Below are 15480 nucleotides of genomic sequence, written 5' to 3' on the forward strand. Positions count from 1 at the left end.
CATGGGCCGCAAGTCAACACTTCGCCGCCTGCCGCCGGAAATACAGACGGAAATCAACCGTATCCTTTCCGAGGGGCGGCTGACCCTGGACGAACTGCTGGAACATTTGCGGGGCATCGGCGTTGAAGGCGTGTCCCGTGCGGCGCTGGGCCGCCAGAAACAGAAGATAGACAAGGTGGCGGCCAAACTCCGGCAGAGCCGGGAAATCGTGGACGCCCTTGTTGAGAAGACCGGCCCAAGCACGGCGGAAGGCAAACAGGGGCGGCTTCTGGTGCAGATATTGCGCAAGCTGGTTTATGACCACCTGGAAAAAAAGCTGCTGAGTGACGAGGACGACGGGCCGGATAATGAGGGCTTTTTCTTTTTGGCAAAGGCGTTGAAGGAAATGTCTCAGGCGGCGCGGCTGGAGCAGGACTTTGAGGCAAAGATACATGACCGGATTCAGAAGGAAACCATCAAGGCCGTGGAGACCTCGGCACGCGAGGCCGGACTTTCGGCCGAGACGGTGGAAGCCATCAAGAGCCGCATCCTTGGGGTGAAAGATGCATAGCGCGCCCGTGACCGCCAAAGAATGGGAACGGCACCGGGAGGAAGCCCGGCGGACTATGCCGGAGGAGCTGCAAGGCCGGGAACTGCCGGACGTGCTGCTTCCGTACCAGCAGCGGGCGGTTTCCGTCATCATGGGCGAACCGGTAACGGTTATCGAGAAAAGCCGGCGCATCGGTCTGACATGGGGGATAGCGGCCGCGTCCGTGCTGGTTTCGGCGGCGTCGCGTTCTGCCGGGGGCATGGATACCCTGTATCTCGGCTATTCTCTGGACATGGCGCGGGAGTTCATCGACACGGCGGCCATGTGGGCAAAGGCTTTTGCTTTGGCTGCGTGCGAGGTGGAAGAATATATATTCAAGGATACGAAGCCGGACGGCTCCTCCGACGACATTCTTGCGTATCGGATAGTCTTTGCTTCCGGTTATGAAATCATGGCCCTGACATCCCGGCCGCGTTCGCTGCGCGGACGCCAGGGCATGGTCATACTGGATGAGGCTGCTTTCCATGACAATCTGGACGAAGTGATGAAGGCGGCTCTGGCCCTGCTCATGTGGGGCGGCAAGGTGGTTGTCGTGTCCACGCATGACGGGGATACCAACCCCTTCAATCTGCTGTGCGAGGAAGTGCGCAAGGGAAACAAACCTTATGCCCTTTTGAAAATCACGTTCGACGACGCGCTGAAGGACGGGCTTTACCGCCGTATCTGTCTCACTCAGGGTAAGGAATGGACCCCGGAAGTTGAAAGCGCATGGCGCGAGGAAATTGTCGCCTTCTACGGAGAAGACGCGGACGAAGAACTGTTTGTCATTCCCCGGCACGGTTCCGGGGCATATATCCCGGCGGCATTGCTGGAGCGTGCGCAGCGGGCGGAAACGCCGGTTTTGCGCTTTGAACGGCCGGACGCCTGGGCGGAGCTGGCGGACTATCTTCAGGAGGCCGAGGCGCGGGACTGGTGCGAGTCGGAAGTGCTGCCCGTGCTGGCGGGCATTGCGCCGGAGTTCGATACTTACGCCGGGGAAGACTTCGCGCGCAAGGGCGACCTTACTTCTCTGTGGATAGCCCAGCGGCGGCAGGATATGGGCTTTGCCTGCGTGCTGCTTCTGGAACTTCGCAACGTTCCCTATGAGGTTCAGCGAACCATCGTCTTTTATGTTCTTTCCCGCCTGCCGCGCCTGCGGGCCGGGGTGTTCGACGCCACGGGCAACGGCGGGTATCTGGCCGAAGCCGCGGCAAAGAAATTCCGGGGTGTGCGGGCGCAAATGCTGAACCCGGCCTTTTATGCGGAAGTGACGCCGAAGTTCAAGGCGGCCTTTGAGCGGGACGAGATTTCCATGCCGCGGGACGTGGACGTGTACAACGACCACCGGGGCATCCGACTGGTGAAGGGGGTTCCGCAGATTGTGCGGGAGGAGCAGCGGGCCGGGAAAGGCGAAGGCGGCAAGGGCGGAAAGAAACGCCGCCACGGGGACGCGGCCATTGCGCACCTTCTTTGCTATGCGGCGTCCATTGCCGACAACGCGCCGCCGGTTCCCCGCGTGCTTTCCGGCGGGGTGCGGCGTTCGGCGTCACTTTTGAGCGGGTACGGTTATGTCTGAGAAGAAAAAGAATCCTGTCATGCCGATGAGCGGGGGCCGCGGGGCCATGACCGCCTTTATTGAAGAGTTCGCCACCTGGCAGGCGGCGGAAGGTTCCTGGTTCTTCCGTGGCTGGCCGCTGCCGAACCCCGACCCCATTCTGCGGGCCACGGGCAACGCCCTGCCGGTATATCGTTCCATGCTCTACGACGCGCATATCGGCGGCCTTGCCCGCCGTCGCCGCGCGGCGGTGAAGGCACTGGACTGGAAACTGGAAACAGGCAAGGCGAAGGCAAAGACGGTTCGGCTTGTGCAGGAGGCGCTTACCCGCCTGGACGTGCCGGCCATTGTGGGCGGCATGTGGGAGGCGGCGCTTTTCGGCTATGCCTGCGCTGAAGTCATGTGGGAAAAGCGGGAAAGCCATGTGCTGCCCCGCGCGGTCATAGCCAAGCCGCAGGAGTGGTTCACGTTCGACAGCGAGGGGACGTTGCTGTTTATGGCTATGGGCAGCGCAAACGGCGTTCCCGTGCCGCCGCGCAAGTTTCTTCTTGCCCGGCAGGACGCCACGCTGAAGAACCCCTACGGCATAGCGGACCTTGCCCGTTGTTTCTGGCCGCACACGTTCAAGAAAGGCGGGTTGCAGTTCTGGCTCAAGTTCGTTGAGAAATACGGCGCGCCCAAGCTGGTGGGCAAGTTCGACCGCCAAACGTCCGCAAAGGAACAGGAGGACTTGCTTGCGCTGCTGGAAGCCTGCGTTCAGGACGCGGTCATGGTCATACCGAACGACAACAGCGTGGAAGTACTGGGGCAGGACAGCGCCAGCCTTTCCGGGGCTGCGGAAAACTACGAGGCGTTTCTGCGCTTCTGCCGCTCGGAAATTTCCATTGCCCTGCTTGGGCAGGACCAGACCACGGAAGCGGACACCAATCACGCCTCGGCCACGGCCGGCCTTGAAGTGACCGGCGACATCCGGGACGCGGACGCGGTCATGGTGCAGAAGGCGGTTCAGGAGCTTGTCGGCTGGATTGTCGCGCTCAACCTGGGGCCGGACGCGGACGCGCCGGAGTTTGTGCTGTATGAGCAGGAGGACGCGGCGGCCGAGGCGGAAGCGGACACGAAGAAGGCCGCGCGGGACAGGGCCGTGGCTGAACTGCGGCCGTACTACACCGACGAATATCTGGAAAAGACCTATAACCTGCCGCCCGGCGCGCTGCGGGAGGAAAAGGAGCCGGAAGAACAGAACCCGGCACCGGAAGGGACGGAAAACGGCGCGCCTGACGGGCCTTCCTTTGCGGAGCCTGACCCGGCGCTGGCTGAAGCCATGCGGATACAGGCCCCGGTGGACGCGCTTTCCGCCGACCTTTCCCCGGCGTTCGAGGCCATGCTTGCGCCGGTTCTGGACCGCATGGCGCAAAGCGGCGACTACTCGGAAAAGAGCATGGCCGAGGCCATAGCGGCGGAATACCCGAAGATGAATCTTGAAGGCGTGGCGGACATGCTGGCGCGCGCCCGTTTCGTGTGCCGCCTGTGGGGGTATGTCAATGCCTGAAGCCGTAAGCCTGCAAGCCGCGTTCCGCCTGCCGCCCGAAGAGGCGGTGAAGTATTTTGAAAGCAAGGGCTACAAGATTTCCTTTGACTGGCGGCAGGTCTGGCAGGAAGAGCACGACAAGGTTTTCACCGTGGCGGGCGTGGCCCGCGACGACGTGCTGTTCGACATCCGCAAATCCCTGACCACGGCTCTGAAAGAGGGCTGGAGCCGGAAACGCTGGGCGGAGGAAATCACGCCCACGCTGAAACAAAAAGGCTGGTGGGGTTCTGAGGTTATCGTCGACGAAGACGGCAAGGCCCGCGTGTACCAGAAAGGCAACGCCTCCCGGCTTGACCTGATATTCCGGCAGAACGTCATGACGGCGTATGCCGCCGGGCGCTGGCAGCGGCAGCAGGAAGCGAAGAAAGAGCGGCCCTATCTGCGGTATTCCGCCATTCTTGACGGACGGACCCGCCCGGCACACCGCGCCCTGGACGGGCTTGTGTTTCCCGTGGACGACCCGTTCTGGAAGACGTTTTACCCCCCGAACGGCTTCCGCTGCCGCTGCATGGTGGTTTCCCTTTCCCGGCGGGAAGTTTCGCCGGATAACGTGCGGCACGGCGACGGGGCCATGACCGAGCGGGAAGTGGAACTGAAGCCGGACCGGGACACGGGGGAAGTGCGCACGGTGCGGGTGGGCGGCTACATGCTCGACGGCACACCTTCGGGCCGCGTGGTCTTCGTGGACCCCGGCTTTTCCCGCAACCCCGGTGCGGGCTGGGAAACGTGGGACCCCATGCGGGCATTGCCGGATATTCCGCCGGGCGTGGGCGGCAAGACTTCGGGAGCAACGCCCATGCTGCCGGGGCAACTGACCTTTGCCGACTACGGACTGCCGAAGGCAAAGGACATGGACAAGACCGGCATGAGGGAAAGCCCGGAGCGTTTGCCGCCGGCGAAGACCCGCGACGAGGCGGAAGAACAGCTTGCCGCGGCCCTGAAACTGGACGGGGAAAAGCCGCGCGTGATGGAAACGCCGGTCGGCCCCGTTGTCCTTCAGCGTGCGCTCGTGCGGCACATGGTACAAAAGGAACGCGACGCCCGCGAGCAGTTTGCGGCCTTTGTACTGCCTACGTTGGAAGCCCCCAGCGAAATATGGTTGACGGCGTATGCCGACGGATTCCGGCGGCGCTACATCCGTTTTTTCCGGGACAGCAACATGCTGCTTATTGTGCGGGTGAACCGGGACGGGAGCCTGTTCTGGAACGGCATGAAATACAGGGACAAGGAAATAGATAAAACGCGGGTGGGGATTCTGCTTTATGCGTCGGACGACAAAAAGGACTGACCAGCGTGCGGGCCAACCCGGACGGGCTGCAAGGCTGCCCGCCCCGTCCTTCACCGTCCGCCTTGCCCCTTGCGGCCCGGACGGCTCTCGCACACGCTGACCAGTCGTTTTTTCAGAATAGGCCCGCCCGCCGAAGGAGTCAACAATGTCAGAGGAAATCACCCCCATCATCATAACCATAGAGTCAAGCGCGCTGGAGGCGGCCCTTGACCGCCTGGCACGCGCGGCGCGTGACCTTCACCCGGCCATGCGGGACATAGGCGGGCTGCTGGAAAAGGAGACGGACGACAATTTCCGCGCTCAGGGGCGGCCTCGGTGGAAACCGCTTTCCCAGGCAACCATCCTGAACCGGCTCATGGGCAAAACCAGAGACGGCAAAAGCAAGGGCATTGCCAGCATTTTACGGAAGGACGGCAACCTGCTGGCTTCAGCACAGCGGAAACTGGACGGGGGACTTGCCATTCTTCAGGACACGGGCGTCCTGCGGGGCAGCATCCGCGTCTATTCGGACAGGGATAGTGTGACCATCGGGGCGGCAAGGGTGAAGACGAAAGCCGGGACCCCCATGCAATACGCGGCAATCCACCAGTTCGGGGGCATGGCCGGGCGGGGAAAGAAAGTCCGCATCCCGGCCCGCCCGTTCATTCCCGTGGACAGGGACGGCAACCTTTCACCGGAGGCAGAACGTGGCGTGCTGGCCGCCATTTATGACCATCTGGCGGAATCAGTGTAAAGGGAGGTACAGCCATGATTTTGTCTCCTTCTGATGTTACAATCAAAGCCTGCGAGGCAGCATTCAAGTTTTCCTCCGGGGAATATGGCCGCAACCAGGCGTATGAGATTGCCAAAACTCTGACCGAGGACAAAAGCGCCGCACGGGCCATCGGGGCACTGTTACAGATAATCCATGATGACGGCCGAAAACTGGCCGCCCGCTCCTGCCCCTTTGCGGCCGGACGCGGATAACGGTCCGCAGTCGCGTTTTTCCTTCCGCCCTTCCCGATGTTCGGGCAAGGGCGGTTTTGAGCCGGAAAACCTGTTTATAAACGTTTTTGAACATATCCCAGGGGGCGGGCATCACCGGGTCGCCCGTTCCCCTTCCGCGCTTCCCCCCGCCTGGCCGTTCGGCGGCGCGGGAAGGATGCGGTCGGAAATGAATTCCGTCCGCCCGCTTGCCGAACTCAAAGCGCCGCACGCGGCGCGACTGCCGTCGGCTTTAGTGAGGCGGAAGCAATTTCCTAAAGCCCTTTCAAAGACGCCTCCTCTGCCTTTCCCGTAGAACGGAAGACAAAGGAGGCTTTTTCATGGGCAAGACAATTTTCCGGGCCGGGCGGCATCGGACCATCGGCGGGCAGACCGTCGAGTTCAGCGAGGCGGACCTTGCCGCCGTTGCCGCAGCCTATGACACGGCGGTCCATGAGGCCCCGCTGGTTATCGGGCACCCCAAAACCGACGACCCGGCTATGGGCTGGGTATCCGGGCTGAAATGCGTCGGTCTGCGGCTGGAAGCGGATTTCAGGCAGATGGACCCGGCATTTGCCGAGGCTGTGGAAGCGGGACGCTACAAACACGTTTCGGCAGCGTTCTACGCACCGGATTCCCCGCACAATCCGAAACCGGGCGGCTACTATCTGCGGCATGTGGGCGTGCTGGGGGCCGTGCCTCCGGCGGTGAAGGGCCTGGGGCCGCTGAACTTTGCCGAAGACGACACGCTGTTTCTTGCCTTCAGCGAGGAAGAGGCCGCGCCTTCCGGTGACACGCCGCCCGCCGATTCTCCAAAAGACAACCCGAACGAGGACACTATGGACAGGAAAACCGAACCCGCCGGAACCGCCGGCGCAGCCGCCGAAAACGCGGCGCTGAGAAAGGAACTGGAAGAGATGAAGGCGCGCATGGCGAAACAGGAAGCCGAGCGCCGCCATGCCGATAACCTTGCCTTTGCGGAAGGGCTTGTTTCTTCCGGCAAACTGGCACCGGCCGGGCGCGACGTGGTGACGGCCACGCTGGACGCCCTGACCACGCCGAAGGAAGACGGGGGGATGATTGCCTTCGGGGAAGGTGACGACGCCGTGCCTCTGGCCGAACAGTTTCGTTCCCTCCTGTCTTCCGCCGAGCCTGTGGTGATGTTCGCGGAATTTGCCGGACGCGGGGCCGACCCTGCCCAAAAGGAATCCCCGCTTGTGGCCGACGCCCGCCGCCGTGCCGAACAGGCGAAAGGAAGGAGGTAGACCATGCCTGAGGTCAAAACGTATGAGGCCCCGGAACTTCTGGGGGAACTGCTGCTTTTCGAGATTTCCCCGGATTATTGCCGGGACAGCCTGAGCATCAAGGCCCCTTCGGCGGCGCTGGCTATGGGAACGGTGCTCATGGTGAACGCCGACGGCACGCTTTCGCCGTGGGCGGCCGCCGCGGAACCTGAAGACGACGCGCCGGCGACGGCTGACCCGGCGGCCGCGGGCGTTCTGCTGGCCGACGTGGCCGTTTCGTCTTCCAACGTTGAAGCCCCGGTGCTCAGACGCGGGGCCATTGTTTCGGCCGCCGCTCTGAAATGGCCGGCTTCCTTGGCTGAAGCCAAAAAGAAAACGGCGCTGGCGACGCTTGAATCTTTGGGCGTCGTCGCCCGCTAGGAGGGATTATGCTTACCGTGAATATGCGTTCGGCTTCGGAACTGACCAAAGCCGTGAACCTGCTGCCAGTGAAGCCGACCTACTTCGGCAGCATCGGTTTGTTTGAGGAAAAGGGCAGCCGTACCACGAGCGTGACCCTGGACGTGCGGCACGGCCGTTTCGTGCTGGTGCCGAACCGCGATCGTCGCGACGGCGCGACGCCTCTTGCTGGGCGTGGGAGCAAGTGGAAGACGCAGACTTTTCAGACCGCGCACCTGCCGCTTTCGGATGTTCTTCTGCCCGACGACGTGCAGGATTTGCGCTCTTTCGGCACGGAGCAGCTTTCCACGGTTGACGGCGTTTTGAACGACCGGATGCAGGATTTGAAGGATTCCATCACGGCGACGCTGGAATACCACCGGACCGGGGCCGTGAAGGGCGTTGTCTATGACGCCGAAGGCGACGTGCTGCTGAATCTGTTCGAGGCCGCGGGCGTGACTCAGCAGAAAAAGACCATCACGTTGCCCGCAACGGAATCCATCAAGGACAACCCCATCAAGAAAGCCGTCTACGACGTGAAGCGCAACGCCAAAAAGTACCTTTCCGGCTTCATGGTCAAGCGGTTCGAGTGCATGTGTTCGCCGTCCTTCTTCGACGGGCTGACCGGACATTCCCTGGTGCGGGAAGCCTATGAACGCTGGCAGGCGGCGCAGGACCGTTTCGGCGAAGACGACCGCAAAGGGTTCACCTATGGGGGCGTAACTTTCTGGGACTGCTCCGACGAGATTGACGGCAAGGCCCTGGTGGAAGACGGCAAGGCCCATTTCTACCCTGTGGGCGCGGGCCTGTTCAGCACGTTCTACGCGCCGGCGAACTGGAACGAAACGGTCAATACCATAGGGCTGCCGTTCTACGCCAAGACGGAACCGCGCCGCATGGGCAAGGGGTGGGATTTGGAAGTGCAGAGCAACCCTGTGTGCATTTGCCATGTGCCGGGCGCGCTTGCCGAGCTTTCGCTGGCCTGACCATGTACATGACGCCTGAAGAACTGCTTTCCTTCCTGCCTGGGCAGTCCGTCATTGAACTGACGAACGACGACCCGCGCGGGACGGAGCCGGATATGGACAAGGTGGAGGAAGCCCTGCGGGCCGCGGAAGAACTGGTGGACGGGTATCTCCGGGGCCGGTACGAGCTTCCGCTTTCCACGGTGCCCACGCTGCTGCGGGACGTGGTGCGAGTCATTGCCCGCTTCAAGCTGTACGAACGCAGGCCGGAAAGCGACATGCCGGAAACGGTTATGGAAACGTACAAGGCCGCAGTCAAAACGCTGGAACAGATACGCAGCGGCCGGATAACCCTGGGCATTGCGGCCACGGCGGAGGCCATGCCGGAACGCGGGGAACACCGCATGAGCGCGCCGAAGACCTTTTTTTCCGACGCCATGCGTACAGCTTATGAGAGGTCATAATGGCAACAACCAATGAAATTCTTGAAGCCGTGCGCTCCCGGCTGGAAGAACTGCCGCTTTCTGCCGAGTTCTGGCCGGAGGAGGAAAAGGAATACCGCCTGAATCATCCCGTCGGCGCTGCCCTGGTGGGCTATGCCGGGGCGACGTATGACCCCTCGCGGGATACGTTCGCGGTGATTCAGCGCCGGGAACTCACGCTGCCGGTCATCCTTGTGTTTCGGCAACTGAACGGCCCGGACGGGGCCGTGGACATGCTGGACCGCATCCGCGCGCTGCTAACGGGCTTCCGCCCGCCGGACTGCGGCAAGCTGCACATGCAGTCGGAGCGTTTCGCCGGGCAGGCTTCCCGGTTGTGGTGGTACGAGCTGACCCTGACCTGTACCGGGATGCTGGTGGAAGCGACGGAGCTTGAGGACGGGCCGAAGCTGAAACAACTGGACTTTGAATCGGGGGTGAACCCATGACGTATAAATTTTGCGGAAACCTGGCTACCGGGGCGACGCTGGAACTTGAAGGCGGCGGCCTGTGTGAAATCATGCTGTATCCCGGCCATACCTATGACCTGCCGGAAAGCCATCCCTGGGTGCAACGCATGGCCAGGCGGGGGCTTCTGGCCGCCGTGCCGGGGCAGAAGGCCAGGACGGCGAAGACGAAAACCACGCCTGAACAGGCGAAGGAGACGGCATAATGGCGGCAAATTTTCTGCATGGTGTAGAAACCATTGAAGTGAAAAACGGCGGCGTGCCCATCGTTGTGGTGAAAAGCGCCGTGGTGGGCCTGGTAGGCACGGCTCCGGCCGGTCCTGTCAATGAACCGATACAGATTCTCTCTTCGGAGGACGCGGCACAGTTCGGCTCCGCCCTTTCGGGCTTTACTATTCCGCAGGCGCTGGACGCCATTTTCGACCACGGCGCGGGCACGGTGATTGTCGTCAACGTTCTTGACCCCGCGGTGCATTGCGAACAGGCCACGGATGAAGTTCTGGAGTTCGCCGCCGTAAACGGGCGGGTAAACCTTGCTCATGCCGCCGTGCGCGAGCTGGTGCTGAAGGATGAAAGCGGGGAAACCACCTATACGGAAGGCGAGGACTACACGCTTTCCGCCACGTCCGGCCTGGTGACGCGCCTTGCTTCCGGGGACATTCCGGCGGGCGGCAAGGTGAAGGCGAGCTACAAATACGCCGACCCGTCAAAAATCAAGGCCGGGGACATCATCGGCAGCATTGACGAGGACGGGGAACGCACGGGCTTTTCTTTGCTTGAAAGCTGCTATCAGCTTTTCGGTTATGACCCCAAGATTCTGATTGCGCCGGGCTACTGCACGCAGCTTTCCGTGGCAACGGAAATGGTGGCGCAGGCGGAAAAACTTCAGGCAATGGCGCTCATCGACGCGCCCATTGGCACAACGTACCAGGAAGCGATTACCGGCCGCGGGCCGAAAGGCACCATCAATTTTTCCTTTGCCAGCCAGCGGGCCGTGCTCTGTTTCCCGCATCTGAAGGTCTACAGTTCCGAACTGGACGCCGACGTGCTGGAACCCTACAGCCAGCGCCTTGCCGGGGTCATGTGCGTGACGGACAACAACGAGGGATACTGGAAAAGCCCGAGCAACGAGGCCATTCAGGGCATCACGGGGTCGGAATTGTCCCTGACCGCGAAAATCGACGACGCGCAGAGCCAGGTCAACCTTCTGAACGAAAAGGGCATCCTGACCGTGTTCAATTCCTACGGTTCGGGCTGGAAGGTCTGGGGCAACCGCTCCAGCGCCTACCCGACGGAAACGGACTGGGAAACCTTTATCTGCGTCCGCCGGACCAAGGACATCATCGACGAAAGCATCCGCTATTCTTCGGCGCAGTTCATCGACCGGCCCATCGACAAGGCGCTTGTCGACACGATTCTGGAAAGCGTGAACCAGTTCTTCCGCAAGCTCCAGGGCGACGGGGCCATTATGGGCGGGCAGGCATGGTTCGACCAGGCGCGCAACCCGGAAACGCAAATCAAGGCCGGTAATCTGCTGATTCAGTACAAATTCACCCCCAAGCCGCCGCTGGAAAGGCTGACCTATGAAAGCGAGCTGACCGGGGAATATCTCGTCTCCCTGAGCGGCGGCGAGTAAAGGAGGCACTATGAGCGGGATTCAAACCGCCCAGGTAGTGAACGCGAACATCTACCTGAACGGGAAAAATCTGCTGGGGCGGGCTGCTGAAGTAAAGCTGCCGGAAGTGACGGCGGTTATGAAGGAACACAGCGCCCTGGGCATGGTGGGCAAGTTCGAGCTGCCCGCGGGGTTCGAGAAGATGGAGGGAGAAATCGTCTGGAACTCCTATTATGCCGACGTGCTGAAGATGCAGGGGGATATTTTTTCCACCTGGTCGCTTCAGTGCCGTTCTTCTTCGGAAGGCTTCAACAGCCAGGGACGATATGAGGAGCTTCCCCTGGTCACTTTCCTGACCGTGCAGTTCAAGGCGTCGCCTTTGGGCGAGTTCAAGCAGCACGAAGGGGTAAATCTGACCACCAAGTTCTCCTGCACCTATATCAAGCAGGTGCTCAACGGCCAGGACATTCTTGAACTGGACGTTCTGGCGAACATCTACAAGGCGGGCGGAAGGGACCTCCTTTCCAATTACCGCGTCAACATCGGAGGCTAGACCATGAGCGAAGTCAAGGAACAGGAAACCGTCAAGGATGAAAACGTCTATACCCTGCTTTTCCCCTACGCCACGCCGGACGGGCGGGAGGTGAGGGAAATCACCCTGCGGGACCGACTGAAGGCCCGCGACATCCGGGAAATCAACCGCCGGACGAAGAAGGCGGAAGATTATGAAATGTCGGGCGTGGCGGTCATGTGCGGCCTTGTTGAAGACGACCTGCTGGATATGGACGCCCAGGATTACCTTGCCTTGCGCGACCGCTTCTTTCGCTGCGTCGGTATCGCCGGGGACGTTTCGGCGGGGTAACGCCATGCTTGCCCGCTGGTGGCGCTGGTCGCCGCGGGACGTGGACGACCTGACCGTGGAAGAATGGCGGGAGGCGGTGGAGGACGCCGCCTCCCAAATTGAAGCCTGGAACGACAGCCTGAAGACATAGCCATGCCGAAAAACCTTGCCCTTTCCGTCAATATCAGCGCCCGTCTGGCGTCGTCTTTCCGCGCGGCCGTGGACAAGGCGCGGGAAGGTCTGCGCGGTATGCGCTCCGATGCCCAGCGCCAGGCGGCGGCTGTACGGGCCGGGGCCGCGGCCTCCGGGGAACTTGCGCGGGCGTCTTCGCTTGCCCGGCAGACGGCGGCGGGAGTCGGCCCGGCGGCGGCCGGTTCCTTCCGGCAGGTCGGCGACGCTGCGGGCAGCGCCGGCGGGCAGGTGAACCGTTTTTCCGGGCAGGTTTCCACGCTTCCGGGGGTGGCGCGGGAGTTCGACAAGGCGTTTTCCTACGCGGCCGATTCGGCGAAAAACGCCCTGGCCGGAACGACGAAAGCCTCCGAACTGCTGGCGAAAAAACAGAAGGCGCTCCATGATTATCTGAAGCGCACGAACAAAGAGGCCGGGAACCGCTCACGGGCGGAAGCGGCCATGCGCGCCCTGGGTCGCCGGCAGGTGGAACTCAGGCGCAACGAAGAAGCCCTTGCCCGCGCGATGGAACACAGCAACGCCGTGGCCGAAAAGCGTGGGCGCATCTATGCCGGGCTTGGCAAGCTCACCATGCAGGGCGCGGCGCTCATGGCCCCGGCGGGCATGGCCGTCAAGTCCGCCGCCGAAAAGCAGGACACCATCCGCGACATAGCCATTACCGGCGACATGAGCGCGGCGGATGAAGCGAAGCTCTCCCTTGCCGTGCGAGACATTGCGCGGGACTCCAATCAGTACCAGACGGACGTCCTTCAGGGGATGCAGGTTCTTACGGCCGGCGGCGTTCAGAGCCGGAAGGAACTGGAAGAGTACGGGGCTGTACTGGCACGGACAGCCACGGCGTCCAGGGCCAGCATGGACGATTTGGGCGCGACCACGCTTGCCCTGCGGGACAATCTGGGCATCACGGCCGAAGGGCTGAACGAGTCCTTCAATATTCTGGCCGCGGGCGGCAAGGCCGGTCTGGTTGAACTGAAGGACATGGCGAAATTCCTTCCGCAGTTGGCACCGACCTTTGCCAGTATGGGCATCACGGGACAGCAGGCCGTGGCGGAAATGACGGCGGGCTTGCAGATTGCCCGGCGTGGCGCGGGCACCAATGACGAAGCCGCGACCAACATGCGCAACTACCTGCAAAAGATTTTCGCTCCGGACACGGTACAGAATTTTGCCGACGCGGGCATCGACCTGCAAGCCTCATTGAAGCAGCTTGCAAAGGACGGCATAGGCCCCTTCGAGGGAACCATGCGGCTTGTCATGGAATACATGAAAAGCAAGAGTCCGCAGGCGGCCGCCGAGTTCAAAAAGGCCATGAATATAAAAGACGAGGCCGAAAGAGCTCAGGCATTGCAGCGCATTCAGGAAGCCTATGCCCTTTCCGACCTGTTCCGAGACATGCAGGCCATGAACTTTTTACGGCCGCTCGTCATGCAGATGGACGACTATAAAAAGATTAAGGCCGAAGCCCTGGAAGCAGGCAAGCAGGACGTTCTCGGAAAAGACTTCGACAAGCGCATGGCGTCGCCGGTGGAACAGGCCAAAAAGTTGCGCGTGGAGTTCGACCTTGCGGCGGAATCGCTGGGCAAGGCGCTTCTTCCTTCGGCGCTTGCCGTGGGGGAATCCCTTTTGCCGCTGCTCCAGCGCGGGGCGGCGTGGATAGAACAGAATCAGGAAACCGTGGCGGCGGTGGCGAAGCTGGCCGCCGGTCTGCTTCTGTTCCGGGGCGGGCTGCTTGCCGTGCGCCTTGGCTTCACCCTGCTGGGCGGGCCGCTGGTATCGGCGGCGGTAAAGTTCCTGACCTTCCGCTCCATGCTGGCCGGGGGAATCCGCCCCATGCAGGCGCTGTTTCGCCTGTTCGGCATGTCGCCGCGCGCGGCCGCGCTTTTTGCGGGCGGCATGAGCAAGGCGGGCGGCGCTGTCCGCGGGCTCGGTCCTTTGCTGCTTCGCGCGGGGCGCTTCTCCGGCGGCGCGCTGGTCAAGGGCTTTACGTTGGGCGGCAAGGGTGCGGCCATGCTGGGAAACGGCACCCTGAAGCTGGGGCGTGTGCTTTCCGGCCCGCTGGTAAAAGGCTTTTCTCTGGCCGGCAGGGCCGTTGCCGTGCTGGGGCGGGCGCTGCTGCTCAATCCCGTGGGCCTGCTGGTGACGGGCGTCGGCCTGGCTGCCTACCTGATTTATAAGAATTGGGACAAGGTGAAGGCCGCGTTTTCCTCCGGCTGGAACTGGCTGAAGGGGTTGGGGCCGCGGCTCATGCAGCAGGGCCGGGAACTGGCGGCCTCCATCTTCCCGGAAGGCGGCATAGGCCCGGCGCTTGAAGCGGGCTGGAACACGGTCAAGGCGAAGTTCCAGAGCGGCATGACCTATATCAAGGGATTGCCCGGTCAATTTCTGGACATGGGCAAAAATGTTGCTTCCGGCCTTGTAGACGGCATCAAGAGCGGGATAGACGCCGCGGGCGACGCCATAGCGGGCATGGCCGAAAGCGTGAAGAACAAGTTCAAGGGCTGGCTGGGCATTGCCAGCCCGAGCAAGGTTTTTGCCGGGTACGGGTTGAATGTGGCCCAGGGCGCGGCCCTGGGCATCAAGGCCGGGGAAGGCGAAGCCGCCGGCGCGGCCGCCGGACTGGCGAAGGCCGCGGCAAAAGGATGGACGCCGCCGGAACATCCGGCCCCGCTGAAGCCGGATGTTTCCCCTCTGGCCCCGACTGTGGACACGGACGCGGCGCAGGCCGCGCTTTCCCGCCTGGCAGCATGGGGCAAGCGCCTGTTTGCCGGGCTGTTCCCTGTTCCCGCATTTCCCGGAACGGCGGCGGGCATGGCCGTTCAGCCTGTACGACTGGAACGCCCGGAGCTTCCCGAACTTCCGGCGGCGCGGCAGGCGGTGAAGCTCACGCCCCCGGCACCGCTGAAGGCAGATGTTTTCCCTTTGGCCCCGACCGTGGACACGGACGCGGCGCAGGCCGCGCTTTCCCGCCTGGCGGCATGGGGCAAGCGCCTGTTTGCCGGGCTGTTCCCCGTTCCCGCATTTCCCGGAACGGCGGCGGGCATGGCCGTTCAGCCTGTACGACTGGAACGCCCGGAACTTCCCGAACTTCCGGCGGCGCGGCAGGCGGTGAAGCTCACGCCCCCGGCCCCGCTGAAGGCAGATGTTTCCTCTCTGGCCCTGACTGTGGACACGGACGCGGTGCAGGCCGCGCTTTCCCGCCTGGCGGCATGGGGCAAGCGCCTGTTTGCCGGGCTGTTCCCCGTTCCCGCATTTCCCGGAACGGCGGCGGGCATGGCCGTTC

General features: G+C 62.5%; 17 protein-coding genes. All 17 read left to right on the top strand.

Annotation, left to right across the window (positions count from 1 at the left end):
• Position 1: 1 nt before the first annotated feature.
• The gene (locus tag ACZM8Y_RS11405; RefSeq protein ID WP_459613042.1) at positions 2-550 is read left to right on the top strand and encodes a phage protein Gp27 family protein; all 549 of its coding nucleotides are present in this window, start codon (positions 2-4) and stop codon (positions 548-550) included.
• Positions 543-2144, top strand: a complete 1602-nt coding sequence (locus ACZM8Y_RS11410) for a hypothetical protein (RefSeq protein WP_459613043.1) — start codon at positions 543-545, stop codon at positions 2142-2144. Before ACZM8Y_RS11405 ends, ACZM8Y_RS11410 begins: the two co-directional genes overlap by 8 nt.
• The gene (locus tag ACZM8Y_RS11415) at positions 2137-3672 is read left to right on the top strand and encodes a DUF935 domain-containing protein (RefSeq protein ID WP_459613044.1); all 1536 of its coding nucleotides are present in this window, start codon (positions 2137-2139) and stop codon (positions 3670-3672) included. The genes ACZM8Y_RS11410 and ACZM8Y_RS11415 overlap by 8 nt, the downstream gene beginning before the upstream one ends.
• A complete protein-coding gene (locus ACZM8Y_RS11420; RefSeq protein ID WP_459613045.1) occupies positions 3665-4999 on the top strand; it encodes a phage minor head protein in 1335 nt (444 codons plus the stop codon). The genes ACZM8Y_RS11415 and ACZM8Y_RS11420 overlap by 8 nt, the downstream gene beginning before the upstream one ends.
• 145 nt (positions 5000-5144) lie before the next feature.
• Complete coding sequence (locus ACZM8Y_RS11425; protein ID WP_459613046.1) at positions 5145-5732, top strand: phage virion morphogenesis protein; 588 nt, start codon at positions 5145-5147, stop codon at positions 5730-5732.
• Between the two features lie 14 nt (positions 5733-5746).
• Entirely contained in the window at positions 5747-5965 is a 219-nt protein-coding gene (locus ACZM8Y_RS11430) for a hypothetical protein (protein WP_459613047.1), read from the top strand.
• 338 nt (positions 5966-6303) lie between these two features.
• Positions 6304-7227, top strand: coding sequence for a hypothetical protein (locus tag ACZM8Y_RS11435; RefSeq protein ID WP_459613048.1), 924 nt, complete (start codon positions 6304-6306; stop codon positions 7225-7227).
• Positions 7228-7230: 3 nt separating this feature from the next.
• On the top strand, positions 7231-7626 hold the full coding sequence (locus ACZM8Y_RS11440; protein WP_459613049.1) for a head decoration protein: 396 nt from the start codon (positions 7231-7233) through the stop codon (positions 7624-7626).
• An 8-nt stretch (positions 7627-7634) separates the two neighbouring features.
• Positions 7635-8630 (top strand): major capsid protein, encoded by a 996-nt coding sequence (locus ACZM8Y_RS11445; RefSeq protein ID WP_459613051.1) that lies wholly within the window; start codon positions 7635-7637, stop codon positions 8628-8630.
• A gap of 2 nt (positions 8631-8632) precedes the next feature.
• Positions 8633-9073 (top strand): gp436 family protein, encoded by a 441-nt coding sequence (locus ACZM8Y_RS11450; protein WP_489501745.1) that lies wholly within the window; start codon positions 8633-8635, stop codon positions 9071-9073.
• A complete protein-coding gene (locus tag ACZM8Y_RS11455; RefSeq protein WP_459613055.1) occupies positions 9073-9537 on the top strand; it encodes a Gp37 family protein in 465 nt (154 codons plus the stop codon). The genes ACZM8Y_RS11450 and ACZM8Y_RS11455 overlap by 1 nt, the downstream gene beginning before the upstream one ends.
• Entirely contained in the window at positions 9534-9761 is a 228-nt protein-coding gene (locus ACZM8Y_RS11460; protein ID WP_459613057.1) for a hypothetical protein, read from the top strand. Before ACZM8Y_RS11455 ends, ACZM8Y_RS11460 begins: the two co-directional genes overlap by 4 nt.
• Positions 9761-11191, top strand: a complete 1431-nt coding sequence (locus tag ACZM8Y_RS11465) for a phage tail sheath subtilisin-like domain-containing protein (protein ID WP_459613058.1) — start codon at positions 9761-9763, stop codon at positions 11189-11191. The genes ACZM8Y_RS11460 and ACZM8Y_RS11465 overlap by 1 nt, the downstream gene beginning before the upstream one ends.
• Positions 11192-11201: 10 nt before the next feature.
• Positions 11202-11723 carry a phage major tail tube protein gene (locus ACZM8Y_RS11470; RefSeq protein WP_459613060.1) on the top strand — a complete coding sequence of 174 codons (522 nt, stop codon included), beginning with the start codon at positions 11202-11204 and terminating at the stop codon, positions 11721-11723.
• A 3-nt stretch (positions 11724-11726) separates the two neighbouring features.
• A complete protein-coding gene (locus ACZM8Y_RS11475) occupies positions 11727-12032 on the top strand; it encodes a phage tail assembly protein (protein ID WP_459613061.1) in 306 nt (101 codons plus the stop codon).
• Between the two features lie 4 nt (positions 12033-12036).
• Positions 12037-12162 (top strand): hypothetical protein, encoded by a 126-nt coding sequence (locus tag ACZM8Y_RS11480; RefSeq protein ID WP_459613062.1) that lies wholly within the window; start codon positions 12037-12039, stop codon positions 12160-12162.
• A gap of 2 nt (positions 12163-12164) precedes the next feature.
• A partial coding sequence (locus tag ACZM8Y_RS11485) for a phage tail tape measure protein (RefSeq protein WP_489501750.1) occupies positions 12165-15480 on the top strand: 3316 nt, incomplete at its 3' end.

The sequence above is a fragment of the Bilophila sp. genome, from assembly GCF_057864385.1.

Excerpts from the sequence above, each read along its gene's own strand:
- ACZM8Y_RS11405 (WP_459613042.1), top strand. The coding sequence starts at position 2 with ATGGGCCGCAAGTCAACACTTCGCCGCCTGCCGCCGGAAATACAGACG.
- ACZM8Y_RS11410 (WP_459613043.1), top strand. The coding sequence starts at position 543 with ATGCATAGCGCGCCCGTGACCGCCAAAGAATGGGAACGGCACCGGGAG.
- ACZM8Y_RS11415 (WP_459613044.1), top strand. The coding sequence starts at position 2,137 with ATGTCTGAGAAGAAAAAGAATCCTGTCATGCCGATGAGCGGGGGCCGC.
- ACZM8Y_RS11420 (WP_459613045.1), top strand. The coding sequence starts at position 3,665 with ATGCCTGAAGCCGTAAGCCTGCAAGCCGCGTTCCGCCTGCCGCCCGAA.
- ACZM8Y_RS11425 (WP_459613046.1), top strand. The coding sequence starts at position 5,145 with ATGTCAGAGGAAATCACCCCCATCATCATAACCATAGAGTCAAGCGCG.
- ACZM8Y_RS11430 (WP_459613047.1), top strand. The coding sequence starts at position 5,747 with ATGATTTTGTCTCCTTCTGATGTTACAATCAAAGCCTGCGAGGCAGCA.
- ACZM8Y_RS11435 (WP_459613048.1), top strand. The coding sequence starts at position 6,304 with ATGGGCAAGACAATTTTCCGGGCCGGGCGGCATCGGACCATCGGCGGG.
- ACZM8Y_RS11440 (WP_459613049.1), top strand. The coding sequence starts at position 7,231 with ATGCCTGAGGTCAAAACGTATGAGGCCCCGGAACTTCTGGGGGAACTG.
- ACZM8Y_RS11445 (WP_459613051.1), top strand. The coding sequence starts at position 7,635 with ATGCTTACCGTGAATATGCGTTCGGCTTCGGAACTGACCAAAGCCGTG.
- ACZM8Y_RS11450 (WP_489501745.1), top strand. The coding sequence starts at position 8,633 with ATGTACATGACGCCTGAAGAACTGCTTTCCTTCCTGCCTGGGCAGTCC.
- ACZM8Y_RS11455 (WP_459613055.1), top strand. The coding sequence starts at position 9,073 with ATGGCAACAACCAATGAAATTCTTGAAGCCGTGCGCTCCCGGCTGGAA.
- ACZM8Y_RS11460 (WP_459613057.1), top strand. The coding sequence starts at position 9,534 with ATGACGTATAAATTTTGCGGAAACCTGGCTACCGGGGCGACGCTGGAA.
- ACZM8Y_RS11465 (WP_459613058.1), top strand. The coding sequence starts at position 9,761 with ATGGCGGCAAATTTTCTGCATGGTGTAGAAACCATTGAAGTGAAAAAC.
- ACZM8Y_RS11470 (WP_459613060.1), top strand. The coding sequence starts at position 11,202 with ATGAGCGGGATTCAAACCGCCCAGGTAGTGAACGCGAACATCTACCTG.
- ACZM8Y_RS11475 (WP_459613061.1), top strand. The coding sequence starts at position 11,727 with ATGAGCGAAGTCAAGGAACAGGAAACCGTCAAGGATGAAAACGTCTAT.
- ACZM8Y_RS11480 (WP_459613062.1), top strand. The coding sequence starts at position 12,037 with ATGCTTGCCCGCTGGTGGCGCTGGTCGCCGCGGGACGTGGACGACCTG.